Genomic DNA, 24,767 nt, shown 5'->3' on the forward strand with positions numbered 1-24,767 from the left:
CTTTGTTCACGACCGCACTCGTCGTACGCTTCATCCGGCAAGTCGGGATCACAGATCATACGAAGGTGTTATGGAAAGCGTCGCCCCGCAGATAACCGTCGTTGTACCCACATACAACGAGCGTGAGAACCTGCCAAAGCTCGTCGATCGCCTCGCCGCGTTGAAGATCCCGAACCTGCACGTCCTCGTGGTGGATGACAACTCCCCCGACGGAACGGGCGAGGTTGCGGACAAGTTGGGTATCGATGGTCCCATCCCGGTCGGAGTGCTTCACCGCACGGTCAAGGACGGTCTCGGCCGTGCTTACGTCGCGGGCATGAGCCGGGCTCTGGCGGAGAACGCAGACATCGTCATTCAGATGGACGCAGATCTCTCGCACCCGTCCGAAGCGATCCCCGCCATGATCGAGATCCTCACCACTACCGATGCGGCAGTCGTTCTCGGCTCCCGCTACGTCGAAGGCGGCGCAGTCGCCGGCGACTGGCCGTGGCACCGCAAGGCCTTGTCCGCCTGGGCGAACTTCTACGTCAACGCCATTCTGCGACTGCACGTCAAGGATGCGACCGCCGGCTTCAAGGCGTGGCATGCAAAGACCTTGCGCGACATCGACGTCGAATCGGTGCAGAGCAACGGCTACGCGTTCCAGGTCGAGATGAACTACCGAGTTGTTCAGCGCGGCATGAAGATCGCCGAAACGCCCATCCGCTTCGAGGAGCGCACCGAAGGCGTCTCCAAGATGAGTCTCTCGGTTCAGTTGGAGTCTGCTCTGGTGCCGTGGAAGCTCAAGTTCGGCAAGAAGTCCCTGTGACCTCGGCGGCCGATCGAAAGTAGTCGGCCGTCTGCGTGTCCGACGGGTAGAACGATTCGATCGCAATCTCTGCGAGCGTGACGTCGCGCGGCGTACCGAACACGGTGGTGGTGCTGAACATCGCCAGTTCGGTATCGCCGACGCGTACACGCAACGGAACCAGCAGGGAATTCGCGCGGTCGTCGTGCCAGTCTCCGCCGCTCGGATAGGCGCGCAGCTCGTCGAGCAACGACGACAGCTGCACATCCGCACTGACCTCCACTTCCCGAGCCAGCCTTGTGAGCAGGTGGGCCCGCCACTGCGCGAGGTTCACGATCCGCGGCGCCATGCCCTCGGGATGCAAGCTCAGACGCAATACGTTCACCGGTGGTTCCAGGAGGAAATCAGCGGCGCCCGCGGTCAAAATTCCCACGGCCTGGTTCCCGGCGACCATCTCCCACTGCTGATCGACCACCACGGCCGGATACGGGTCATGCGCGTCGATGATGCGATCGATGGCCTCACTCACCGCTGACATCGGCGCTTCTGCCAACGACTTCTGCGAGTACTCCGGCGCGTGGCCACTTGCCAGCAGAAGCGTGTTCTGTTGTCGTAGAGGAACATCCAGACATTCGGACAGGTGAAGAATCATGTCCCGGCTCGGCTTGGAGCGGCCGGTTTCGATGAAGCTCAGATGCCTGGTCGACACTCCTGCCGCCGCCGAGAGTCCCAACTGAGTGAGCCTTCGCCGCTCCCGCCACCGCTTGAGTTCGGAGCCCACGTCCATCGTCTCGAAGGTCATTCTTTCAAGTTAGCGACCCGAGGTAGCCGAGGCCATGACCTCAGAGGTAATCGACCCGACGCAGTTTCGGAGGAACAGTGGTCTCAGCCGGCGAGGCCGCCGGACATTCACCACCGGAAACTGATCAAGGGAGCGACCATGAGCGACTTCGACGCAATCGCCGACGCCTACATCGACATGTGGAACGAAACCGATACCACCGCCCGTAAAGCACGGGTCGAGCAATTGTTCGCACCCGGCGGTCGCTACACCGATCCGCTCGCGGACGTCACCGGACACGATCAGATCGACGCGATGATCAACGCTGTGCAGCAACAATTTCCGGGCATGCACTTCACCCTCGTCGGACCTGTGGACGCGCATCACCGACAGGCCCGATTCGGTTGGGCTCTCGGCCCGTCGGGGGCCGAGTCACTGATCGACGGATTCGACGTACTCGAACGCGACGACGACGGCCGGGTGACGCTTGTCCTCGGGTTTCTCGACAAGGTGCCTTCGGCCTGAATCGGGACTACCACCGACAGCGTTCGTCACGAAGGTTGTCGGTGGTTCGTGGCATCATCGGTGCCGATGAACGCCGACGGATTTACCTGGTCCACACCGATTCCCGAGTCCGAGGGTGCTGAGTACGACGCTCACACGCTGACCGTCAACGGCCTTCCCACCGTCTATCGAACCGCCAAGACGACGCCGACCAAGCTCGGTCAGTTCGTCACACTGTGGCGCCGTTCCGAGGCCGGGCCCATCCGCCCCTTCGACGCCAGCGACCGCGTGATGCTGTTCGTGGTGAAGGTATACGACGAAGAGCATTCGGGGCACTTCGTCTTTCCCGTCGAAACCCTCGTCGAACACGACATCGTCTCGACGAACTTCTCCGGCGGTAAGCGCGCTGTCCGGGTCTATGCACCCTGGGTTACGCCGACCAGCGCGCAAGCAGTCAGAACTCAGCGCTGGCAGATCCGGCATTTCGGCGAGTTCCCTGATGTACTCAGCTCGACTGTGTTCAGCTCAACTGTGTTCAGCTCAACTGATACGTCGCGATGATGACGCCTGTTGTCGTGGGGACGCTGTCGGTGAGGGTGAACTGAGCGAGCGCAGCTCCGTCGGGGAACAATCTGCGCCCGGCTCCGAGAACCAGCGGATGTATCAGCAGAGTGTAGGTGTCGACGAGACGTCGCTCGGCCAAGGACGTGATCAAGTCGCCGCTGCCCAGAATCACCAGATCCGGGCCCTCACTTTCCTTGAGCGTGGCGACCGCTTCGGCGGCATCACCTTTCAACAAGGTCGAGTTCTTCCACGGCAGCGGTTCACCCAAAGTCCTTGACGCTACGTACTTCTGCGTGTTGTCGAGCACCTCGGTAAACGGATTGTCGGTCTGAAACGGCCAGTACGAGGCGAAGTTTTCGTAAGTTCTGCGACCGAACAGCAACGCCGATTTCTTCGCCATCCCCTCCCCCATCTTCTGCGCCATGACGGAATCGTTGAAGGGTGCTGCCCACCCACCGTGCTCGAATCCGCCACGACGGTCCTCGTCCGGCCCACCGGGCGCCTGCATGACACCGTCGAGAGTCACGCTGTTGGTCACGCTGAGTTTTCTCATAACTTCGATCCTGCGCCTGAAGGACCATCGGGGAAAGAGAAAACGGGCGGTCCTTCTCGATTGAGAAGGACCGCCCGTCAGCTTCGAACGAGAATCAGGAGCCGATCAGCCGTGCGGCCAGGTAGCTTTCCACCTGATCGAGGGCGACGCGTTCCTGCGCCATGGAGTCACGCTCACGCACCGTCACAGCCTGGTCTTCGAGAGTGTCGAAGTCGACCGTGATGCAGAACGGTGTGCCGATCTCGTCCTGGCGACGGTAACGACGACCGATGGCGCCGGCGTCGTCGAACTCGACGTTCCAATTCTGACGCAGCTGCGCTGCAAGATCTTTGGCCTTCGGCGTCAGGTCCGCGTTACGCGAGAGCGGCAGAACGGCAGCCTTGACGGGAGCGAGTCGGCGATCCAGGCGGAGCACTGTGCGCTTGTCGACGCCGCCCTTGGAGTTGGGCGCCTCGTCCTCGGTGTAGGCGTCGACCAGGAAGGCCATCAGCGAACGCGTGAGACCGGCCGCCGGCTCGATGACGTACGGCGTGTACCGCTCGCCCGTCGTCTGGTCGTAGTAGTTCAGCTCGGTGCCCGAGTGCTTGGAGTGCGTCGAGAGATCGAAGTCGGTACGGTTCGCGATACCTTCGAGCTCGCCCCATTCGCTGCCCTGGAAGTGGAAGCGGTACTCGATGTCGGTCGTGCCCTTCGAGTAGTGCGAAAGCTTTTCCGGCGCATGCTCGTACAGACGCAGGTTGTCCTTGTTGATACCGAGGCCGGTGTACCAGTCAAGGCGGTAGTCGATCCAGTACTGATGCCACTGCTCGTCCTCGCCCGGCTTGACGAAGAATTCCATCTCCATCTGCTCGAACTCACGGGTGCGGAAGATGAAGTTGCCGGGGGTGATCTCGTTGCGGAAGCTCTTGCCGATCTGGCCGATGCCGAACGGCGGCTTCTTACGCGAGGTGGTCAGCACGTTGGCGAAGTTCACGAAGATGCCCTGTGCGGTCTCGGGGCGAAGGTAGTGCATGCCCTCTTCGCTCTCGACGGGGCCGAGGTACGTCTTGAGCATCATGTTGAAGTCGCGCGGCTCGGTCCACTGGCCGACGGTGCCGCAATCGGGGCAACCGATGACATCCATCGAGACGTCGTCCGGGTTGTCGAGCTTCTTCTTCTCCGCGTACGCCTCCTGCAGGTGATCCTGACGGTGACGCTTGTGACAGTTGAGGCACTCGACGAGCGGGTCGTTGAAGACACCGACGTGACCGGACGCGACCCACACCTCGCGGGGCAGAATCACCGACGAGTCGAGGCCGACGACGTCCTCGCGGCTGGTGACCATGTTGCGCCACCACTGGCGCTTGATGTTCTCCTTGAGCTCGACACCCAATGGGCCGTAGTCCCATGCGGACTTGGTACCGCCGTAGATCTCACCGCACGGGTAGACCAGGCCTCGCCGCTTGGCGAGATTGACAACGGCTTCGATCTTGGACTTGGGTGCCACTCGATTGCTCTCCATCTGGGTAATAGATGCATGATTTTCGTGCGCTTTTCGCACCATCAGCCTATCTGGCGGCTGCCACGCACTTCCGTCCAAGGTTGACATGCATACTTGTGCATATCAAAATGAAAGTGATTTGCAATAATGTGGTGAGATGGCTATGCCCGGACATCATGATCTACCCCTCGAAGGAGCCTCGCTGTGAGCATTGCGGATACCGGCGATCTCCACAAAAGCCATGATCATTCCGACCTCGGACACACGCACGACCCGTTCGAAGCCGCACCGCCCGCGCCCGTGCCGCCCAAGGAAACCCTGGCGGCCGCCGGCGAAATTCTGCGGGCGCTCGCTGCACCCGTTCGGATCGCGATCGTGCTTCAGTTGCACGAGTCGGAGCGTTGCGTTCACGAACTCGTCGGAGCTCTCGGTGTCACTCAGCCACTCATCAGCCAGCATCTGCGCGTACTCAAAGCAGCGGGCGTCGTCCGCGGCGAGCGCAACGGACGAGAAGTTCTCTATCGACTCGTCGACGATCACCTTGCACACATCGTCGTCGACGCTGTCGCCCACGCCGAAGAAGGATGAGATTCCACCGCATGAACACCCCGGGCAGTACGACCTCGAAACGTGGACCGGCCACAGTCGGCGTTCGTTCCACGAAACAGCGCAGCGCCATCTCCGCCCTGCTCGACGACATCGACGAATTCAAGTCGGCACAGGAATTGCACGACGAACTGCGCAAGCGAGGTGAAGGCATCGGCCTGACCACCGTCTACCGCACGCTGCAGGCACTCTCCGACGCCGGAACCATCGACGTCCTACGCACCGACACAGGTGAGTCCGTCTACCGACGCTGCTCCTCCGGGCACCACCATCACCTGGTGTGCCGCAACTGCGGATTCACCGTCGAGGTCGAGGGCCCGACGGTCGAGCAGTGGTCACAGACCATCGCCGAGGACAACGGTTTCACCGAAGTGAGTCACACCGTCGAGATCTTCGGCACCTGCCGCGACTGCGCCGCCGCCTGAGAGCGTCAGGGAATCAAACCCTGCCGGGCGGTATCGGCACCGGTGAGCGCCAGTAGCAACATCGTGGTCAGTGCCTCGTCGTCCAGTCCGGCGGCAGGGAACGTGTAACGCAGGATGACGTCCGCCAGACTGCCGTGGCCGAACACCGCGATGGAGCCGAATTGGATGGTGCGATTTCGCTCGGCCACCTTGCGATGCAGTGCCGCGCTGACCGGTCGGTCCCATGCGAGAACGCACGTCATGGACAGCACGTCCAGACCCTCGGACAGATTCATCGCCTGGATGGAACACAGCGCGCCGGAGTACTGGAAACCCAGTGATCCGTCGGCAGCCACATCGACCGTCACGAAATGCGCCAGCGAGGCGGCCGCGCGTTCTTGTAGGCGGGCTGCTTCGTCGGTGGTGTCGGTCATGTTCTCCCCTGTCATTTGACGCCACCGAATCTACGGTCGCGTGAGGCGTACTCGACGCAGGCGGCCCAAAGGTCGCGGCGGTCGAAATCGGGAAACAGCTTCTCCTGGTACACCATTTCGGCGTAGGCGGATTGCCAGATCAAGAAATTGGACGTCCGCTGTTCCCCCGACGGACGCAGGAAGAGGTCGACGTCGGGCATGTCGGGTTCGTCGAGGTACTTGGCAACCGTCGCCTCGGTGATCTTGTCCGGATTGATCTCACCGGCCGCGACACGCTTCGCGATTTCCTTTACCGCATCGGCAATTTCGGCCCGGCCGCCGTAGTTCACACACATGGTCAAGTTCATGACGGTGTTGTTCTTGGTCAGTTCTTCGGCGATCTCGAGTTCCTTGATCACGCTGGCCCACAGGCGCGGCTTACGACCGGCCCAGCGAACACGCACACCCATTTCGTTCATCTCGTCGCGTCGGCGGCGGATGACATCACGGTTGAAGCCCATCAGGAATCGAACCTCGTCGGGACTGCGCTTCCAGTTCTCGGTGGAGAAGGCGTAAGCGGAGAGCCACTCGACACCCATCTCGATGCACCCGCAGACGGTGTCCATCAGGACAGCTTCGCCGCGTTCGTGCCCGGCGGTTCGGGGCAGACCGCGCTCCTGCGCCCATCGTCCGTTGCCGTCCATCACCAAAGCGACGTGGCGCGGGATCAGTTCGGTTTGCAGAATCGGCGGGGTCGCCCCGGACGGATGTGGGTCCGGTGGTCGGATCACCCGGTCAGCAGCAGAATCAAGCGGAGTTCGCGGTTCGCGTCGTCGAATCACGTGTTCCATCCTGCCTCACGGGCAAGTCGACCTCGACGGCTGCATGCGGCCTCGAACGCTCGATCAGCGGCAACGTCCGCAATTGGCGCTCGAGATGCCACTGCAGGTGTGCCGCGACCAGTCCGCTGGCTTGCGTCCGCAGCGTCGCGGGCGCCGAATCGGTACCCTCCCACTCCCCTCGGAGCAGGGCTTCCATCAAGTCGAGCACTCCGGGCGATGGCGTCGCAGCACCCGCCGGGCGGCAATAGGTACACACGGCTCCGCCTGCGGCGACATGAAAGGCCCGGTGCGGTCCAGGAGCACTGCAGCGGGCGCACTCTTCGAGGGCAGGCGCCCAACCCGCATAGCCCATGGCTCTCAACAAGAACGCGTCGAGCACGAACTCGACCGGTCGTGCCTGCTCGGCGATCGCACGCAGTGCTCCCACCGTCAATCGCTGAAGCTGCGGGGCCGGCGCGCGTTCCTCGCCGGCCAACCGCTCGGCAGTTTCGAGTACGGCGCAGGCCGTGGTGTACCGGCTGTAGTCGTCGACGATGTCGGTGGCGAATGCGTCGACCGTCTGCACCTGAGTGATGATGTCGAGATTCTTGCCCGGAAGTAGTTGCACGTCGATGTGAGCAAACGGTTCGAGTCTGGCACCGAATTTGGAGGTGGTTCGGCGGACACCTTTGGCCACGGCACGTACCAACCCGAACTGACGGGTGAGCAACGTGACGATGTGGTCGGCTTCGCCCAGTTTGTGCAGGCGCAGCACCACCGCCGTGTCTCGATACAACCTCACTCGACCAGTGTCCCACGTTGTACCGACGACCGATCCCGATGCCGCGCCCGATGACAAGTCGGAAACACGGCAGGTCCGTCCGGATAGACTGGCGCGATGCCGAGCGACGCAATTGTGCAACCTGTCACTGCAGAGTTGACCGGTCGCGAAGCGCGGTGGGAGCGACACAACTCCGAGCGTCAGAAACGGATACTCACCTCGGCGGTCGAACTGATCGAAGAGCGTGCGGCAGGTGCCGAGGTGTCCGTCCAGCAGATCGCCGATCGTGCCGGCCTCGCCAAGTCGGTGGTGTACCGCCAATTCAGCGGCCGAGACGACCTCGATCGACGAGTGCGAGCGTTTGTGCTCGGCCAATTTGCGGCGGCCCTGGATGCTTCGATGAGCATTTCGGTAGGCACTCTCGACCAGATCCTGACCCGAACCATCAGCGCCGTCGCCGAGTGGATCACCGAGCATCCGCGGATTCACGAGTTCATGGGTACCGGCCCCACCGACTACGACGACGAGAGCATCGACGCGATCAGCAGTCTGAAGGCCACAATCGCCGACTCCGCCCGCACCACTATCACCGAAGTCGGTCGATCCGTGGGGATCGACTCCTCACCCTTCGATTCACTACCGTTCGCAGTGGTGACAATGGTCGAGGGCACGCTCACCCACTGGGTCCGAAGCACCGATCCGAAACCGAGCCGCGAAGAGATCGTCGCCGACCTCGCGAAATACACCTGGTACATGTTCGACGGCGTTGCCCGCTCGAGCGGACTACAGATCGATCCCCATGTCGAATTGTCCACGCTCATAGCCGAGCTGGTGTCCTCCGACGGAGGAACTTCGCGGCCGGACTAGATCCGGGTCTTGTCGGAACGCTTCGGCTCGCCGCGGTAGCGGGCGTAGTCGCCGTCGATGCGCAGCTTTCGCCACGCACGCTTCGACACCGGATTCATCAATCCGAGTTCGTCTGCCAGGGCTCGCATTTCGCCGAAGTAGTTACCCAGGATGCGGCGTGAATGCGGGCTCCCCCAGAAGGCGCTCTTCATCACCTCGTCCGGGATTCCGAATTCTTCGGCGAATTCCTTTGGCGGTGACATGATTTCACCCGCAAGCCAACGCATCGCGCCGGGGAAGGCGACCGATGTGATGGCTCGACTCGTACGACTGAGTCTGGGGACGTGATTGCGCAGGAACTCGTGAGCAAACGAGATGTGTCTCGCTTCTTCGGCGATGTGGATCTCCATGGTGCGGAGCATCGCCGGCGGCGTGTCCTTACCCTCACGGATGAGATCCTTCTGGAAGTGGTCGATCGGTTCTTCACCAGCCAGAATGCCGATGAAGAAGATGACCGGGAACTTTGCTCCCAGCACTCCGATGATCGGCGACAGTCGCCGGAACATCGGACGCATACCCGGCACGTCGATGTCCATGCGATTGACGAGTTCCTGGAACATCTGGATGTGATTGCACTCTTCGGTCATCTCGTGCAGGCAGTACCGGAACTCAGGCGACTGGTTGGGTAGCGCCATGATGTATTGCAGCATTCCCCGGATCAAGATGCTCTCGAAGGCCGAACCCACCTTGGTCACGTTCGCCTGACGCCACATTCCCATGGCGATTCGACGCTCCAACGACTGATCCTGGTACCACTGCGTCGCCCCGAGGGGGTCCGACACGGACGAGAGCACCCATCTCGGATCATGCGGATCGATCGCGAACTCTGGTGAATCCCAGTCGATGTCGAGATAGGGATCGAAACTGCGGGCAACTGAGCCCTCGGACAAAGTCTGCAGTACCTGGTGGTACGGCTTTTCCACTTCGATCGACGCTGACCGAGCCATCGGTGTCTCCTCACGGCCAGTCCGTCGATTGCAGTCGACGGACTTGAATGAGGTCAAACATAATGGGACACCGCGTCCCACGCAACCCCCTCGGGGGCCTATTTCAGGCCCGACGCAGCGGGATGATCTCGCGAACCTTCTCGTCCCGGAGATACAGTCCCGCCCACATGACGATTCCGGTGTAAACGGCAAACAGGGTCGTGCTCAGCAGAGGCTGTTCAGCTCGAAGGTTGGTCAACACCGCTCCCCCCAGGTAACCGGTGAGCAGAATCGCGCCGAGTATCGACGTTCGCGGAATCACGTACAGCGCAAGGCAGATCAGTTGCACCACCCCAGCCGTCAATGCCAGCGAGTCCGGCAACCCAAGTTCAGCCGACGCATCCTTGACTGTCTGAAGGTTGAGAATGTGGATGATGCCGTCGAAGAGCATGAAAACGACGAACAGCCCACTCAGGACGTATCCGAGCTTGCGAGCCGTGGCCGAAGGTGTCGTCGTCGTGGCGTTACCGGAAACAGTTTCGTTGTGGACGGGCTGGGTGGTCATCGGAATCTCCTGGGGCGAAGGCGAGCGGCCGGTTGCCACTTCGCTTGCAATTACGACTCCCGCGCGATCGAAAACTCATCGCGCCGGCCGTTACAACGCACCCGGCGTTCAGGACGATTCACCTCACGTGGTCTGATGGACGGTGACACGGGGTGCCGAAAAAGTCGGCTGAGATCAGACCCGATGAACCTGACCAGTTAGCACTGGCGGAGGGATGTCGACGTGACCGAACAGCAATTTCAGCGCGCATTGAACCTCGACGAGCAGATCGTTCTGATCACCGGTGGCGCCCGCGGGCTAGGCGCCGCACTGAGCCGAGCATTCTCCCGCTCGGGCGCCCGCGTAATCGTGAACTACAACAAGAGCCGCGATGCCGCCGAGGCCCTGGTCGCCGAACTGGGTGAGGATCGCACCTTCGCAGTCCAGGCGGACGTGACGGACCGCAGTTCCGTCGACCAGTTGTTCTCCGCTGCACGCGAGAGATTCGACGCACCGATCTCGACCGTGGTCGACAATGCACTGGTCGACTTCTCGTTCAACGGCGATGCACGGCCGAACGCGGACACGATCACCTGGGCCGACTTCGAGTCTCAACTACGCGGAGCTGTTGCCGGAACACTCAATACCACCCAGGCAGCGCTACCAGGCATGCGCGAACTCGGCTTCGGCCGAATCATCACTGTCGGAACCAATCTGGTCCAGAATCCGGTAGTTCCGTACCACGACTACACCGCTGCCAAGGCCGCACTGTTGGCACTGACACGGACGCTGTCCGCCGACCTCGGTCCGGACGGGATCACAGTCAACATGGTCTCCGGCGGCTTGCTCCGCACCACCGATGCGAGTGCCGCGACACCGGAAGCCGTGTTCGACATGATCGCGGCAAGCACTCCCCTGCGCCGAGTCACGACGCCGGACGAATTTGCCGACGCTGCACTCTTTTTCGCCTCACCATGGTCACGGGCCGTGACCGGCCAGAACCTGGTTGTCGACGGCGGACTCGTCAAGAACTGATGGGCGCACAGCTGCGGATAGGTGCGTTCCTGCTCGGTTGCGGACATCACAGTGCGGCATGGCGTCATCGCGACTCACCGGTCGAAAGTCTCGGCGACATCACGTATTACGAGTCGCTCGCCCAGATCGCCGAACGCGGCAAGCTGGACGCCGTCTTCTTCGCTGACGGTCACAGTGTTCGCGAACCCGAGTCGGGTGCGTCGTGGTTTCTCGAGCCGATCACCGCATTGACTGCCATGGCACGAGCGACAGCGGACATCGGCCTGGTGACCACCATTTCCACCACTTTCTACACGCCGTTTCACGCGGCGCGACTGTTGGCCTCGCTCGACCACATCAGCGGCGGACGGGCCGGCTGGAACGTCGTGACCTCGATGTTCGACCAGGAGGCGCGCAACCACGGACTCGAGGCGATGCCCGATCACGCATCCCGATACGAACGAGCCGACGAATTTGTCGAAGTGGCCCTCGCATTGTGGGATTCATGGTCGGAAGACGCGCTGATTCTCGACCGGTCGGGGCGTTTTGCCGACGCAAACAGGATTTCTCGAATCGATCACGACGGCAAACATTTTCGGGTGGACGGGCCGTTGACGGTTCCGCGCTCCCCGCAAGGCCGGCCGGTGTTGTTCCAGGCCGGGGCGTCCGAGCAGGGCCGCGATCTGGCGGCGCGTCGCGCCGAGGCAATCTATTCGGTTGCCTACGACTTACCCAGCGCACAGGCCTACTACGCGGACGTGAAATCGAGAATCGAGCGAGCCGGCCGGGATTCGAACTCTGTCGCCGTGATGCCGGGACTGGTCACCTACGTCGGCAGCACCGTCGCCGAGGCCAGGGCGAAGAAGGCCGAACTCGATCTCCTGCTGCCCACCGAACAGTCGATACGCCAACTCTCGTTGTTCACCGGACAGGATTGCGAGAACTGGGATCTCGACGGGCCCGTGCCCCCGTTGCCTCCACTCGAAGCGTTCACCGGGCCGCAGGGACGCTACGCCACTATTTTGCGGATCGTCGAGAAGGACGCACCGACTGTGCGGGAGCTCCTCGGGACGCTCGCTGCGGGTGGTGGTCACGCAACGATGATCGGAACACCGGAGTCGATTGCCGACGAGATGGGATCCTGGTTGAACGGCCGCGGTGCCGACGGTTTCAATCTGATGCCGCCGACCTATCCGCAGGGTCTGGAAGATTTTGTCGATCACGTGATTCCGGTGCTGCAGGCGCGTGGGTTGTTCCGTCGCGAATACGAGGGAGCGACTCTGCGAGAAAACCTCACCTAGTCCGGCAGTAGCGGCACCGACAGGTCCGGATCGCGTCCCAGGAGCACTCCCCTCGTGAGGGCCGCGGAGCCGAACTTCTTCCGGACACTGTCCATTGCCGAGTCGAGGGCGGCAGTGTCCGGACCCGCGAATCCTCGACCGTCGAAGGGCAATTCGAGTTGTTCGGCGCCGTCCCGATCCAGGTTGGAGACAGCGACACCGATCAACGTGATGCCCTTGTCCGCGATCATCGGTATCGCTTCGTCCAGCAGCACCATCGAGGCGCTCAGCAATTCCGCTGTGTCGGCGGTGGACCGGCGCAGCGTGTGAGATCGAGTTGCCCGCGTGAAATCCGCGAAGCGGAGCCGGAGCGTGACCGTGCGCCCCGTCCGCTGCGCCGAACGCATGCGTCGACTGACACGGTCGACAAGGGACATCAACGACGCATCGAGTTCTGCGCGGGGATGGGATCCGCGACCCAGCGCATGCTGAGCACCCATCGAACTGCGGCCACGATAGGCGCGGACGGGGCGCGGATCTCGATTGTGTGAGAGTGCGTAGAGATGGCGACCGGCGCCGCCCCCGAGAATCGAGACGATCGAGGATTCGTCGTGCCGAGCGATGTCACCCACCGTCACGATGTCGAAGTTTCGCAGCTTCTGGGCCGTGATCTTGCCGACGCCCCACAGCTTCTCGACCGGCAAGGGATGCAGGAACTCGGTCTCGCCCTCCGGCGGCACTCGCAGCAATCCGTCGGGTTTCGCGAATGCACTGGCGACCTTGGCCAGGAACTTGGTGCGTGCGATTCCGACCGTGATCGGTAGTCCGACCTGCTCGGCCACATCGCGTCTGAGGTTGGCTCCGATCTGCAGCGGGTTTCCCACGATCTTGGCGAGCCCGCCGACCTCGAGAAAGGCCTCGTCTATGGAGATTCCTTCGACCAGCGGCGACGTGTCGTGAAAGACGTCGAACACGTCTTTGCTCGCCTGCGAGTACGCCGACATTCGCGGAGGGACAACTATCGCCTGAGGACACAGTGATCGAGCCTGACCACCGCTCATGGCTGTGCGAACCCCGAACGCCTTGGCCTCGTAGCTTGCCGCCAAAACCACCCCACCGCCGACGATGACCGGCCTGCCGGCCAGAGTCGGGTCGTCGCGTTGCTCGACTGATGCGTAGAACGAATCGAGGTCCGCATGCAGGATCGTTGCGTCACCCGTGGGCCGACTACTGCCAGAACAGTTCCCGCCAGAACGAGTATCGCCGGGGTGCTCACCTGGCGTTTCTTGGTCCAGCGGTTCATATGACACGAACATATGTTCCCATGCCCCACCGACACTGCGTAAGGTTCGGAAATAGATTCCATGGAATTAATCACGAATCGGGCGTACGGTGAGAAAATGATTCCACGGAATGCATATCGGTTCGGAGTCTGCTCGTGACCAGATCAGCCCTGAGCAGGCACTTCGACAACCTCATCCGCTTCGAAACCGAACTGTGGACGGCCGTCGACCAGCGACTCCGAATCGAGCACGACCTGCCACTGAGTCGATTCGAGCCGATGCAGATCATCGACAGGCTCGGCTCCTGCCGGGTCTTCGACATCGCCGAGGCCCTCGCGATCACCGTCGGTGGCACGAGCAAGCTGGTGGATCGAATCGAAGCGGCTGGGCACTGCCGTCGAAAATCCAATCCCACCGACAAACGATCCTCACTCATCGAGTTGACACCCGAGGGCAATGAGCTGTTGCGGCGGGCGAAGGCAACGTTCGACGACGAATTGGAGCGCCGTCTCGGTTCCGTGCTGACGCCCGACGCTCTCGATCGGTTCGGCGCCACACTGGCCACGCTGCGTGAAGCCAACCGAATCCTGACACCGACCACGAAGGAAAAAGCATGACCGACACAATGCGCGCAATCGTGCTCGACGCCCCCGGCCCGCCAGAAGCATTGACTATCAGAGTGATTCCGATACCCGTGCCGATTGCGGGCTGGGTACTGGTCCGGGTGAAGGCTTTCGGCCTCAATCGATCCGAACTTCACACCCGCCTCGGCCTCGCCGAAGGCGTGAGATTCCCGAGGGTGCTGGGCATCGAGGCCGTCGGCGAAGTGGTGAACTGCCCCGGCGGGGAGCTCACCGAAGGCCGGCAAGTCGCCGCCATGATGGGTGGGATGGGGAGGACGTTCGACGGCGGTTATGCCGAGTACACGTGCGTTCCCGTCAGTCAGGTCGTTCCCTTCTCGAGCGAACTGGACTGGTCGACAGTGGGAGCTGTTCCCGAGATGCTGCAGACGTCCTACGGCTCGCTGACGGTAGGACTGGACGCGAAATCCGGTCAATCCCTGTTGATCCGGGGAGGAACCTCCTCGGTCGGCATGGCAACCGCAGTCCTGGCGAAGCAGTGGGGACTCACTGTCCTTGCGACCACCCGAGATGCGAGCAAAGCGTCGTCGTTGACCGCGATCGGGGTTGACCACGTTATCGTCGACGACGGTGCTGTGGCCGGCAAGGTTCGAGACATCCTCCCGGGCGGTGTTGATCTGGCCCTCGAATTGGTCGGAACACCAACACTTCCCGACACGTTGCGCGCGACCCGCGTTCACGGCACCGTGTGTTTCACGGGAATGCTGTCCAACGAGTGGACAGTCAAAGACTTTTATCCGATCGACTACATTCCACGCGGAGTGCGATTGACCTCGTACGGTGGGGACGCGTCCGACCTGCCTGCCGACGTACTGCAAGACTTCCTCTCCGCTGTGGCGTCAGGCGAGGCGGTGGTACCGATCGACGAGGTGTTCGCGTTCGAGGACATCGCGCGAGCACATGCCAAGATGGAAGCCGGTACGGCACGTGGCAAATTGGTAGTTGTGCTCTGACCTGGCTTCTCACACCACGAATCGATAACCCATTCCTGCCTCGGTGATCAAATGCTTGGGGTTCGCCGGGTCATCCTCGAGCTTCCGACGAAGTTGAGCCAGGTAGACACGTAGATAGTGGGTCTCGGTGTCGTACGCCGGTCCCCACACGTCCCGAAGCAACTCCTTCTGCCCGACGAGCTTTCCGCGGTTGCGCACAAGCATCTCGAGCATGCCCCACTCGGTCGGAGTCAGGTGCACCTGTTCACCGCGCCGACTCACTGTTTTCGCAGCCAAGTCCACCGTGAAGGACGCGGTCTCGACCGACGGTTCCGAAGTGTCCGCCGCGGAGGTTCCCCGCCTCGCCGCAGCGCGCACGCGGGCCAGAAACTCGTCCATCCCGAAGGGCTTGGTGACGTAGTCGTCCGCACCGGCGTCGAGAGCCTCGACCTTGTCCGCGGAATCCGTGCGCGCCGACAGCACGATGACCGGCGCCGTGCACCAGCCACGCAGGCCGGCAAGCACTTCGGTGCCGTCCATGTCGGGCAGTCCGAGATCGAGTACCACGACGTCCGGTGGACGCTCGGCAGCAGCCCGCAAGGCACCGGCGCCCGTCGACGCGGTCACCACCTCGTACCCGCGCACCGAAAGATTGATACGCAGAGCTCGCAGAATCTGCGGTTCGTCGTCCACTACCAGGATTCGACTCATGATCCATTCCCATTCGTACCGGCCGCAGCCAACTCCACGATCATCGTCAATCCCCCACCAGGTGTGTCTGTGGCGCTGACCGTTCCGCCCATCGCATCGACAAATCCGCGCACCACGGAAAGTCCGAGGCCCACTCCGCCGGTGTTGTCGCGATCTCCCATCCGTTGGAACGGCTGGAACATCGTTTCGGCCTCACCTCGCGGAACACCTGGGCCCGTATCGGCAACACTGATCACCACACGATCACCGAGTTGCGCCGCCCTGACGCGCACCGGGGTTTCTCCCCCGTAGCGCAGAGCGTTGTCGACGATGTTCGCAATCACCCGCTCGAGCAGACCTTGATCTGCTTGCACTGCAACGGTACCCACGTCGACGACTACACTTCGAGCCCGCGAATCCGAGCGTCCACCGATGCCGAGGCCCAGCAACGCGCGGTGAACCACCTCGTCCAGATACACCGGCCGCAGCGTGGGTTTCACCACCCCGGCGGCAAGTCGGGACGAGTCGAGCAAGTTCCCGACCAGCGCCGTCAACTGATCCGCCGACTCCTCGATGGTTGCCAACAATTCAGCGGTGTCTTCGGGCGAGAACTCGATGTCGTCGCTGCGCAGACTCGACACCGCCGCCTTCACTCCGGCGAGAGGAGTTCGCAGGTCATGGCTTACCGCTGACAGCAGGGCTCGACGCAGTTGATCAGCCTCGGTGAGCGCGGCAGCCTTGCTCGCCTCGACTGTCAGTTTCTCCTGGCGGATCATCCCAACTGCTTGGTGAGCCACCACCGTCAGCACTCGTCGATCCCGCGCACTCAGGTCGGGCCCAGCCAACAACAGCGCGTATTCCCCGTCGTTGACCTCACAGACCGTATCCGCTTCGTCGTCCGTGGTCGGCGGCTGCGTACCCACGGCGGCGATGACTCCGTCGTCGTGATGAATGACGGAAACCCCTCGCTGGCGATAGATTTCGAGTGCCTTCGCCAGAAGTGTCGACAGATCCGCTCCGCGGAGAACTGATCCCGCGAACAGTGTGAGCAGTTCGGCTTCCTCGGATGCGCGCTTCGCCTCGCGGGCGCGCTTTGCTGCGGCGTCGACCAGAACGGCAACTGCCACAGCCACGATCAACAGCACGACAGTGGTGATGAAGTTGTCAGGTTCGGCGATGGTGAAGCTGTACCGCGGATCGGTGAAGAAGTAATTGAGCAGCAGTCCCGAGATCAGGGCCGACAATATCGCCGGGCCGACGCCGCCGAGGAGGGCGACCAGAACGACCACGACGAAGAACAGCGCGTTCTCGCCGTTGACCCCGGAGATTCGGTCGACGAGACCCATGATCGCGGCCGCGAGCGAAGGCACGACGATCGCCGCAATCCACGACAGGACCCGGCGCTCCGAGCGCCCCAGCACCGAAATGCGTCGTCGCGCCGTCGCTTCCTCGTGCGTGACCATGTGAACGTCGATACCACCGGACTGCTGAACCACCGCAGCGCCGATCCCCTCGTCGAGGATGCGAGCCAGGCGGGAACGCCGCGACGTTCCCAGCACCAACTGTGTGGCGTTCTCCTCACGCGCGAACTCGAGGAGCGTCGACGGTACGTCGTCACCGACAACAGTGTGAAGCGTGGCGCCGACTCCGACAGCCAACGCGCGCACCTTGCCCATCTCGGGGGCCGAGACGCCGGTGAGTCCGTCACCGCGTACGACGTGGACCACCATCAGCTCGGCGCTCGACTTCGACGCGATTCGCGATGCGCGTCGTACCAGGGTTTCCGACTCCGGTCCCCCGGTCACGGCAACGACGACACGCTCGCGCGCTTCCCAGGTATCGGTGATCTTGTTCTCGGCCCGGTATTTCGCCAGTGCGGCGTCCACCTGATCGGCCACCCACAGCAGAGCCAGTTCGCGTAGCGCCGTGAGGTTTCCGCGTCTGAAGTAATTGCCCAAGGCCGCATCGACCCGTTCTGGTGAATACACGTTTCCGTGAGAAAGTCTGCGGCGCAGCGCCTCCGGGGTGATGTCGACCAGCTCGACCTGCGCCGCACTACGCACTACCGCGTCCGGAACCGTCTCCTGCTGAACCACGCCGGTGATGTGCGCGACAACGTCGTTGAGGCTTTCGAGGTGTTGCACGTTGACCGTGGACAGAACGTCGATCCCGGCTTCGAGCAGTTCCTGTACGTCCTGCCAGCGCTTGTGATTCTTGCTCCCTGGCGTGTTGGTATGTGCCAACTCGTCCACCAGGACAAGGGCCGGACGCCGAGCCAACACGGCCTCGACGTCCAGTTCCGGCATCCGTGTTCCGCGATAATCCACCAGCTTGGGCGGCACTATTTCGAGGTCTCCGATCTGCGCCGCGGTGCGGGCGCGGCCGTGTGTCTCCACGACGGCCGCGACCACGTCACAGCCACGATCTCGACGCCGATGAGCCTCACCGAGCATCGCGAAGGTCTTTCCGACGCCGGGCGCAGCGCCGAGGTAGATACGCAATTCACCACGTTTGCGTGCCCTACCGAAAGATTGACCGACCTTCTCCGAAGAACTCACGTGACAATCATCCACCAGTCGTCGGCGCAGCACACGTAGGTGCCGTCAATCCGAGTGCCAGGTTCAATTCCAGTACGTTGACTCGCTCGGCTCCGAGAAATCCGAGTTGCCGACCGTCGGTGTGCTCGGCCACCAAGTCCCGCACCTGGTCTTCCGAGATGCCGTTGTTGGCCGCCACCCTCGCGACCTGCAGTTCGGCGTACGCCGGACTGATGTGGGGATCGATACCCGAGCCCGAACCGGTGACTGCGTCGACGGGAACCGATGCCGGGTCGACGCCCTCACGTGCCGCGATGGCTGCCCGGCGCTCGATGACGAATCCGGCCAGAATCTCGCTGCTCGGCCCCTGGTTGGACGGCAGTGCCGCCGCGGGATCACCGGTGGCAAACGGATCCTCGTCCGAAACGGATCCGACAACACGATTGTGGAAGAACGGGTCCTGCTGCCCTTCGGCGACCTGCGGATCGACACCCACCCAGGCACTGCCGACCACGCAACCGGCGGCATCGGTGACCGGTGAGCCTTCGGCAGATCCGGAACTGATCCGGCTGACACCCCACACCGCGGCGGGATAGACCACACCGAGAACGACGGTGAGCGCGAGCAATACGAGCAAACCCGCCCACACCTGTTTGGCAAAACCGATAGTGAAACGCATGTCAGGTCACCCAATTCCAGGAATCAAACGTACGACGAGATCGATCAACCAGATACCGACGAACGGTGTGATCACACCGCCGAGACCGTAGACGAGCAGGTTGCGTCCGAGCAACTGCGATGCCGTCGACGGTCGGTATCGAACACCCTTGAGTGCCAACGGAATCAAACCGATGATCACCAAGGCGTTGAAGATCACGGCCGAGACGATCGCCGATTCGGGGGTGGCGAGACGCATGATGTTCAACGCGTCCAGCTGCGGGTAGATGCCGCTGAACAAGGCCGGCAGGATTGCGAAATACTTCGCCAGGTCGTTCGCCAACGAGAATGTGGTCAACGCGCCGCGGGTGATCAGCAATTGCTTGCCGATTTCCACCACCTCGATCAGCTTGGTGGGATCGGAATCGAGATCGACCATGTTGCCGGCCTCTTTGGCTGCCGAGGTTCCCGTGTTCATCGCGACCCCGACATCCGCCTGGGCAAGGGCGGGAGCATCATTGGTCCCGTCACCTGTCATCGCGACGAGACGTCCGCCTTCCTGTTCCTTCCGGATCAGGGCCAGTTTGTCTTCCGGGGTGGCCTCCGCCATGAAGTCGTCGACGCCCGCCTCGTCGGCAATCGCCTTCGCGGTCAACGGATTGTCGCCGGTGATCATGATCGTGCGAATACCCATCGCCCGGAGTTCGGCGAACCTGTCAGCCATTCCCGGCTTGACGACGTCGGACAACGCGATCACGCCGAGGATCGAGGTACTCTCACCTTGCTTGACGGCAACTACCAGCGGCGTTCCGCCGGCTTGGGCGATGTCGCCCACGGTGTCGGTTACCGCGGTCTCCGCGTGTCCACCACCACTGACGACCCAGTTCATCACCGCATCCGCTGCACCCTTTCGGATTTGGCGTCCGGAGTGGTCGAGTCCGCTCATCCGGGTTTGTGCCGTGAACGGAACGAACTCGGCGCGTTCTTCGTCGAACGTCGGCTCGGCAGCGAGACCGAAATCCGCTGCGCACAGCTCGACGATGCTCCGTCCCTCGGGAGTTCCGTCGGCCAGGCTCGACAAGCGAGCTGCCGCAGCAAGATCGTCGGCGGATACACCGGGCGCCGGATGGAGTGCGGTGGCCCGGCGGTTACCGAAAGTGATGGTTCCGGTCTTGTCCATCAACAGGGTGTCGATGTCGCCCGCAGCTTCCACCGCGCGTCCCGACATCGCGAGAACGTTGCGCTGGACGAGGCGGTCCATGCCCGCGATACCGATCGCCGAGAGCAGCGCTCCGATGGTCGTCGGGATCAGGCAGACGAGAAGTGCGATCAGCTTGATCGGATCCTGCTCGTGCCCCGCGTACAAGCCCATCGGGCCGATGGCTACGACGGCGAGGAGGAAGATGACGGTCAACGACGCGAGCAGGATGTTGAGCGCAATCTCGTTGGGTGTCTTCTGACGTGAAGCACCCTCGACGAGTGCGATCATCCGGTCCACGAACGAACTGCCCGGTGCTGCGGTGATTTCCACGACGATGCGGTCCGAGAGAACCGTCGTACCACCGGTGACGGCGCACCGGTCACCACCGGATTCACGGACCACCGGCGCGGATTCACCGGTGATCGCCGATTCGTCTACGGAGGCAATACCTTCGACCACGTCGCCGTCGCCGGGGATGACCTCGCCGGCAACCACTATCACCCGATCGCCGACCACCAGTTCGGTGCCGGAAACCGATTCGATCGCACCGCTCATCGTGATCCGATGTGCTGTGGTGTCCTGCTTCACCTTTCGCAGGCTCGCCGCCTGCGCCTTGCCGCGCCCTTCGGCCACGGATTCAGCGAGGTTCGCGAAGATCACCGTGAACCAGAGCCACAGGGTGATCACCCAGGAGAACACCGAGGGATCGGCGATCGCCATGACAGTGGTGATGACGGAACCGACGAACACCACGAACATGACCGGGTTGCGGGCGAGGTGGCGTGGGTCGAGTTTGCGCACGGCCCCCGGCAACGCGGTGATCATCTGCCGCGGGTTGAAAACGCCTGCGTGTACTTGACGGGACTGCCCTGGATCAACCTTGTCGGCAGCGTCTTGCGCTACCACGGGTTTCTCACTGATACGCACGGTCATTGAAGAGCCTCCGCTAGCGGGCCCAGCGCGAGGGCCGGGAAGAATGTAAGTGCAGCAACAAGAACGACGGTGCCGGTCAACAAACCGGTGAACATCGGTCCGGACGTCGGGAGGGTGCCGGCCGTCGGCGCCACCTTCTTCTGCGAGGCAAGAGCACCGGCCAAAGCGAGAACGAAGATGATCGGCAGGAATCGGCCGAGAAGCATGCAGATTCCGAGAGACGACTGGAACCAGTCGCTGGTGACCGTCAGACCGCCGAAGGCGCTGCCGTTGTTGTTGGAGGCGGAGGCGAAGGCGTAAAGCACCTCACTGAACCCGTGGATCGATCCCGGCGTGCCCGGATCTCCCCCATTGCCTTGATAACCGGTGGTCGAACCGAGGATGACGGTGATGGCGGTACCGATCAAGACCAGCGCGGGCATGACCAGAATCGACAGCGCCGCAAGGGTGATCTCGCGTCGACCCAACTTCTTGCCGAGATATTCGGGCGTGCGACCGACCAGCAGTCCGCCGACGAACACTGCGATCAATGCCAGCACAAGAATCCCGTAGAGGCCGGTTCCGACTCCACCTGGCGCAATTTCGCCGAGCAACATGTTGAGCAGGACCGCGCCGCCGCCGAGGGGTGACATGCTGTCGTGGGCCGAGTTCACCGCGCCCGTCGACGTTCCCGTGGTCGCCACCGCGAACAACGCCGATCCGGGGATTCCGAAGCGAACTTCCTTGCCCTCCATCATCGAACCAGCTGCTGTGGCGGCAACACCGCGTGCGCCGGATTCGGCAGCGAGCGTGACTGCGAGCAGCCCGCTCCACAGGATTCCCATCACTGCCAGCAGGGTGAGGCCTTGCCTACGATCCCCGACGAGAGTTCCGAACGTTCGGGTGAGGCAGACCGGAATCAACAGGATCGCCAGGATCTCGACGACATTGCTCAACGGGGTGGGGTTCTCGAACGGGTGCGCCGAGTTGGCAGCCAAGATCCCGCCACCGTTGGTGCCGAGTTCCTTGATCGCTTCCTGGGACGCGACGGGGGCCAGTGCATTGGTCACCGCATTGCCGTCGAGGCCGGTGGAGGCGAAACCGCTGTGGAACGACTGGATCACTCCCTGGCTCAACAGGATCAGGGCGATCACGAAGGAGAACGGGAGGAGGATGCGCAGAGAACCACGCGTCAGATCGACCCAGAAGTTGCCGATCTCGCCGCCCCTGGCCACCCGAATGAAGCCGCGAACCAATGCGATGGCCACCGCCATGCCGACCGCTGCCGAGACGAAGTTCTGCACCGCCAGACCGACGGGCTGAACGAAGTTGCTCATCGTCGTTTCCGGCGTGTACGACTGCCAGTTGGTGTTCGCCACAAACGAAATCGCGGTGTTGAACGCTACGGCAGGACTGACCCCGGACAGACCGTCACTGAGCGGCAGTACTCCCTGAATCCGTTGCAGGAAGTACAGGAACAATGCGCTGGCCAGCGAGAGTCCGAGAACGCTTGCGGCGTAGCCGTACCACGTCTGCTCGGCCCTGGAGTCGATCCGACCGACGCGGTAGATCACACTCTCGACCCGAAGATCTCGCGTCGACGAGTAAACACGCGCCATGTAGTCGCCCACCGGAACGTAGGCGATTGCCAGAACGACGAGGACAAAAGCGATCTGCAGGCCGGCTGCAAGAGCGGGCGACATCAGAACCTCTCAGGATCTACGAGTGCAACGAGCAGGTAAATGACCAATGCCGCGGCGACGGCGATCAGAACCACGCTGACCACACCGGCAACCGTCATTTGGGAGCGCTCGCCTGTAGGGCGCGCAGTACCAGCGCGCACACGAGAAAACCGCCGAGAATCAGAGCAACGTAGGCCAGATCGGCCATGAGCTTCCCTCTTCGAAATCTTTTGCCGTGCTGCTGTGCATCGCAGCCATGACGCGCGGTCGCCCTCGACCGGATGCGCTCTCTCAGCTTCGACCTCCGGAAAGGCCGATTCCGCGTCTCTGACGATCCGCTTACGCACTGACCTGGCGTCTTGACGCGATCTTGACGCGAAACCGAAGTTCACTAATACTGAAACAAGTTACTGTTCGTTCGAACGAACAGTTTTGCGAAGGGAACCTGATGACTTCTCGAACCGACCACGATCTCGCCCCCGGTCTTGTCGACCAGGTTGCGAGTCTGGCCTCGGGCGCCACCTCGTCCGTCGCGGCCACGGAGGCAACGCTGAGCCGGATCGAGGCCACTCAGCCTCACCTCAATGCGTTCAAGATCGTGCGGCGCGAGAAGGCACTCGAGGAAGCTGCCGAGGCCGACAGGCGTCTCGCACTCGGCGAGCGCCTACCTCTTCTCGGCGTGCCGATCGCAGTGAAGGACGACGTCGACATCACCGGCGAACCCACCGCCTTCGGTTGCCCTGGCGATTTCCCGGCCAAGACCGAGGACTCGGAGATGGTTCGACGCCTCCGCGACGCCGGCGCAGTGATCGTGGGCAAGACCAACAGCCCGGAATTGGGCCAGTGGCCCCTTACGAGCGGTTCAGCCTTCGGTTACACGCGCAATCCGTGGTCGCGTCACCACACTCCAGGCGGATCGTCGGGCGGCACCGCCGCGGCCGTCGCCGCCGGATTGGTCAGCGCCGGAATCGGTTCCGACGGTGCCGGTTCCATCCGAATCCCTGCGGCCTGGACCAACCTCGTCGGAATCAAACCGCAGCGCGGGCGCATCTCCACCTGGCCCGACGCCGAAGCGTTCTACGGCCTGACGGTCAACGGCCCGCTCGCTCGCACCGTCGCCGACGCGGCACTGCTGCTCGACGTCGCTGCCGGCAACCATGACGGCGACCTCCACAAGCCGACACCGGTCACCGTCAGCGACGCGGTGGGACGCGACCCCGGAAAACTGAAAATCGCGCTTTCCCTTCGCAATCCGTTCACCGCCACTCCCGTGAAGCTGGACCCGGAAGTGCGCCTGGCCGTGCATTCGATCGCCGACACGCTGCGGGAACTCGGACACCACGTCGTCGTCGACGATCCCGCATACGGCCTGATCTTCGGCCTGAACTTTCTGCCCCGCTCACTCGTCGGGGTCCACGACTGGCTCGGACGCGTTCCCGACCCGACACTCGTCGATGCCAGAACACGTGGAAATGCCCAGAACGGCAAGCTACTTCGCGGCGCACCTCTGCGCGCGGCCCGCGCAGCCGAGCCGCGGATGCGAAAGCGGATCGGAGCGATCTTCGACACCTACGACGTCGTCCTGGCACCCACGACGGCAACTCCACCGATCATGGCGACCGCGATCGACGGCATCGGTGGCTGGGACACCGACAAGGTCATGACCGGCGCCTGCCCCTACGCGTGGCCGTGGAATGTCCTCGGCTGGCCCTCGGTCAACGTGCCGGCCGGATTCAGCAAGGCCGGCCTGCCCATCGGTGCGCAGTTGATGGGCAACGAGAACACCGAACCTCTGTTGGTCTCCCTCGCTTCACAATTGGAATCGGTCCTACGTTGGGATCAGATCCGCCCCGAGCCGTGGTGGTGAC

Annotated in this window: 26 protein-coding genes and 1 riboswitch; of the genes, 11 read left to right on the forward strand and 15 right to left on the reverse strand. The window is 62.6% G+C overall.

Annotated features, from left to right (window positions below; genetic code table 11):
- The first annotated feature begins 70 nt into the window (after positions 1 to 70).
- On the forward strand, positions 71 to 808 hold the full coding sequence (locus A0W34_RS17720; protein ID WP_003944487.1) for a polyprenol monophosphomannose synthase: 738 nt from the start codon (positions 71 to 73) through the stop codon (positions 806 to 808).
- Here the strand turns inward: A0W34_RS17720 and A0W34_RS17725 are convergent.
- A complete protein-coding gene (locus A0W34_RS17725; protein ID WP_047270801.1) occupies positions 783 to 1,589 on the reverse strand; it encodes a helix-turn-helix domain-containing protein in 807 nt (268 codons plus the stop codon). The two genes, A0W34_RS17720 and A0W34_RS17725, sit on opposite strands and share 26 nt — an antisense overlap.
- Positions 1,590 to 1,727: 138 nt before the next feature.
- Here A0W34_RS17725 and A0W34_RS17730 point away from each other — a divergent pair, with 138 nt between their 5' ends.
- Both A0W34_RS17730 and A0W34_RS17735 read left to right on the forward strand, forming a co-directional pair.
- A complete protein-coding gene (locus A0W34_RS17730) occupies positions 1,728 to 2,093 on the forward strand; it encodes a nuclear transport factor 2 family protein (RefSeq protein WP_054781579.1) in 366 nt (121 codons plus the stop codon).
- Between the two features lie 48 nt (positions 2,094 to 2,141).
- Positions 2,142 to 2,633, forward strand: coding sequence for a MepB family protein (locus A0W34_RS17735; protein WP_054781578.1), 492 nt, complete (start codon positions 2,142 to 2,144; stop codon positions 2,631 to 2,633).
- Here the strand turns inward: A0W34_RS17735 and A0W34_RS17740 are convergent.
- Positions 2,608 to 3,189 carry a dihydrofolate reductase family protein gene (locus A0W34_RS17740; RefSeq protein ID WP_054781577.1) on the reverse strand — a complete coding sequence of 194 codons (582 nt, stop codon included), beginning with the start codon at positions 3,187 to 3,189 and terminating at the stop codon, positions 2,608 to 2,610. The two genes, A0W34_RS17735 and A0W34_RS17740, sit on opposite strands and share 26 nt — an antisense overlap.
- Before the next feature lie 94 nt (positions 3,190 to 3,283).
- The gene (locus tag A0W34_RS17745; RefSeq protein ID WP_003944491.1) at positions 3,284 to 4,675 is read right to left on the reverse strand and encodes a glycine--tRNA ligase; all 1,392 of its coding nucleotides are present in this window, start codon (positions 4,673 to 4,675) and stop codon (positions 3,284 to 3,286) included.
- A gap of 198 nt (positions 4,676 to 4,873) precedes the next feature.
- Here A0W34_RS17745 and A0W34_RS17750 point away from each other — a divergent pair, with 198 nt between their 5' ends.
- Complete coding sequence (locus A0W34_RS17750) at positions 4,874 to 5,257, forward strand: ArsR/SmtB family transcription factor (RefSeq protein ID WP_003944457.1); 384 nt, start codon at positions 4,874 to 4,876, stop codon at positions 5,255 to 5,257.
- 11 nt (positions 5,258 to 5,268) lie between these two features.
- The gene (locus tag A0W34_RS17755) at positions 5,269 to 5,700 is read left to right on the forward strand and encodes a Fur family transcriptional regulator (RefSeq protein WP_003944514.1); all 432 of its coding nucleotides are present in this window, start codon (positions 5,269 to 5,271) and stop codon (positions 5,698 to 5,700) included.
- Between the two features lie 5 nt (positions 5,701 to 5,705).
- Here the strand turns inward: A0W34_RS17755 and A0W34_RS17760 are convergent, their stop codons facing one another.
- The 3 genes from A0W34_RS17760 to recO are packed head-to-tail and all read right to left on the reverse strand — an operon-like array spanning position 5,706 to position 7,715.
- Positions 5,706 to 6,128, reverse strand: coding sequence for a YbjN domain-containing protein (locus A0W34_RS17760; RefSeq protein WP_019749000.1), 423 nt, complete (start codon positions 6,126 to 6,128; stop codon positions 5,706 to 5,708).
- Positions 6,125 to 6,943, reverse strand: coding sequence for an isoprenyl transferase (locus tag A0W34_RS17765; RefSeq protein ID WP_003944543.1), 819 nt, complete (start codon positions 6,941 to 6,943; stop codon positions 6,125 to 6,127). Before A0W34_RS17765 ends, A0W34_RS17760 begins: the two co-directional genes overlap by 4 nt.
- Positions 6,900 to 7,715: a DNA repair protein RecO gene (recO, locus tag A0W34_RS17770; protein ID WP_029255636.1), complete on the reverse strand. Its 816-nt coding sequence runs from the start codon at positions 7,713 to 7,715 to the stop codon at positions 6,900 to 6,902. The genes A0W34_RS17765 and recO overlap by 44 nt, the downstream gene beginning before the upstream one ends.
- Before the next feature lie 96 nt (positions 7,716 to 7,811).
- Here recO and A0W34_RS17775 point away from each other — a divergent pair, with 96 nt between their 5' ends.
- Complete coding sequence (locus tag A0W34_RS17775; RefSeq protein ID WP_003944575.1) at positions 7,812 to 8,561, forward strand: TetR/AcrR family transcriptional regulator; 750 nt, start codon at positions 7,812 to 7,814, stop codon at positions 8,559 to 8,561.
- On the opposite strand, the gene A0W34_RS17780 is transcribed toward A0W34_RS17775, so the two are convergent.
- Both A0W34_RS17780 and A0W34_RS17785 read right to left on the reverse strand, forming a co-directional pair.
- Positions 8,558 to 9,547, reverse strand: a complete 990-nt coding sequence (locus A0W34_RS17780) for an AurF N-oxygenase family protein (RefSeq protein ID WP_003944493.1) — start codon at positions 9,545 to 9,547, stop codon at positions 8,558 to 8,560. The two genes, A0W34_RS17775 and A0W34_RS17780, sit on opposite strands and share 4 nt — an antisense overlap.
- A 103-nt stretch (positions 9,548 to 9,650) precedes the next feature.
- Complete coding sequence (locus A0W34_RS17785; protein WP_003944516.1) at positions 9,651 to 10,091, reverse strand: DoxX family protein; 441 nt, start codon at positions 10,089 to 10,091, stop codon at positions 9,651 to 9,653.
- A 138-nt stretch (positions 10,092 to 10,229) separates the two neighbouring features.
- Positions 10,230 to 10,323, forward strand: a riboswitch (TPP riboswitch).
- A 17-nt stretch (positions 10,324 to 10,340) separates the two neighbouring features.
- On the opposite strand from A0W34_RS17785, the gene A0W34_RS17790 reads away from it, so the two are divergent.
- A complete protein-coding gene (locus A0W34_RS17790) occupies positions 10,341 to 11,105 on the forward strand; it encodes a 3-oxoacyl-ACP reductase (protein WP_007731086.1) in 765 nt (254 codons plus the stop codon).
- The gene (locus tag A0W34_RS17795) at positions 11,105 to 12,385 is read left to right on the forward strand and encodes an LLM class flavin-dependent oxidoreductase (RefSeq protein WP_007731085.1); all 1,281 of its coding nucleotides are present in this window, start codon (positions 11,105 to 11,107) and stop codon (positions 12,383 to 12,385) included. The genes A0W34_RS17790 and A0W34_RS17795 overlap by 1 nt, the downstream gene beginning before the upstream one ends.
- Here A0W34_RS17795 and dinB read toward each other — a convergent pair.
- Complete coding sequence (gene dinB, locus A0W34_RS17800) at positions 12,382 to 13,680, reverse strand: DNA polymerase IV (protein WP_081558025.1); 1,299 nt, start codon at positions 13,678 to 13,680, stop codon at positions 12,382 to 12,384. The two genes, A0W34_RS17795 and dinB, sit on opposite strands and share 4 nt — an antisense overlap.
- Before the next feature lie 122 nt (positions 13,681 to 13,802).
- On the opposite strand from dinB, the gene A0W34_RS17805 reads away from it, so the two are divergent.
- Together A0W34_RS17805 and A0W34_RS17810 are read left to right on the forward strand one after the other, a co-directional pair.
- Complete coding sequence (locus A0W34_RS17805; protein ID WP_081558026.1) at positions 13,803 to 14,264, forward strand: MarR family winged helix-turn-helix transcriptional regulator; 462 nt, start codon at positions 13,803 to 13,805, stop codon at positions 14,262 to 14,264.
- The gene (locus tag A0W34_RS17810; protein ID WP_081558027.1) at positions 14,261 to 15,241 is read left to right on the forward strand and encodes a zinc-binding alcohol dehydrogenase family protein; all 981 of its coding nucleotides are present in this window, start codon (positions 14,261 to 14,263) and stop codon (positions 15,239 to 15,241) included. The genes A0W34_RS17805 and A0W34_RS17810 overlap by 4 nt, the downstream gene beginning before the upstream one ends.
- A 9-nt stretch (positions 15,242 to 15,250) precedes the next feature.
- On the opposite strand, the gene A0W34_RS17815 is transcribed toward A0W34_RS17810, so the two are convergent.
- Genes A0W34_RS17815 through kdpF form a run of 6 tightly spaced genes read right to left on the reverse strand, consistent with a single transcriptional unit; the run spans position 15,251 to position 23,018 of the window.
- A complete protein-coding gene (locus tag A0W34_RS17815; protein WP_081558028.1) occupies positions 15,251 to 15,931 on the reverse strand; it encodes a response regulator in 681 nt (226 codons plus the stop codon).
- The gene (locus A0W34_RS17820; RefSeq protein ID WP_081558829.1) at positions 15,928 to 18,468 is read right to left on the reverse strand and encodes a sensor histidine kinase; all 2,541 of its coding nucleotides are present in this window, start codon (positions 18,466 to 18,468) and stop codon (positions 15,928 to 15,930) included. The genes A0W34_RS17815 and A0W34_RS17820 overlap by 4 nt, the downstream gene beginning before the upstream one ends.
- Positions 18,469 to 18,475: 7 nt before the next feature.
- The gene (locus A0W34_RS17825; RefSeq protein ID WP_007731080.1) at positions 18,476 to 19,126 is read right to left on the reverse strand and encodes a potassium-transporting ATPase subunit C; all 651 of its coding nucleotides are present in this window, start codon (positions 19,124 to 19,126) and stop codon (positions 18,476 to 18,478) included.
- Between the two features lie 6 nt (positions 19,127 to 19,132).
- Entirely contained in the window at positions 19,133 to 21,238 is a 2,106-nt protein-coding gene (gene kdpB, locus A0W34_RS17830; RefSeq protein ID WP_081558029.1) for a potassium-transporting ATPase subunit KdpB, read from the reverse strand.
- Positions 21,235 to 22,920, reverse strand: a complete 1,686-nt coding sequence (gene kdpA, locus A0W34_RS17835) for a potassium-transporting ATPase subunit KdpA (protein ID WP_081558030.1) — start codon at positions 22,918 to 22,920, stop codon at positions 21,235 to 21,237. Before kdpA ends, kdpB begins: the two co-directional genes overlap by 4 nt.
- On the reverse strand, positions 22,920 to 23,018 hold the full coding sequence (gene kdpF, locus A0W34_RS17840; RefSeq protein WP_007731078.1) for a K(+)-transporting ATPase subunit F: 99 nt from the start codon (positions 23,016 to 23,018) through the stop codon (positions 22,920 to 22,922). The genes kdpA and kdpF overlap by 1 nt, the downstream gene beginning before the upstream one ends.
- Before the next feature lie 329 nt (positions 23,019 to 23,347).
- Between kdpF and A0W34_RS17845 the strand changes: the two genes are divergently transcribed.
- A complete protein-coding gene (locus A0W34_RS17845) occupies positions 23,348 to 24,766 on the forward strand; it encodes an amidase (protein ID WP_042450174.1) in 1,419 nt (472 codons plus the stop codon).
- The last annotated feature ends 1 nt before the right edge of the window (position 24,767 follow it).

Source organism: Rhodococcus sp. BH4 (assembly GCF_002079265.1).
GTDB classification, from domain to species: Bacteria; Actinomycetota; Actinomycetes; order Mycobacteriales; family Mycobacteriaceae; genus Rhodococcus_F; species Rhodococcus_F qingshengii.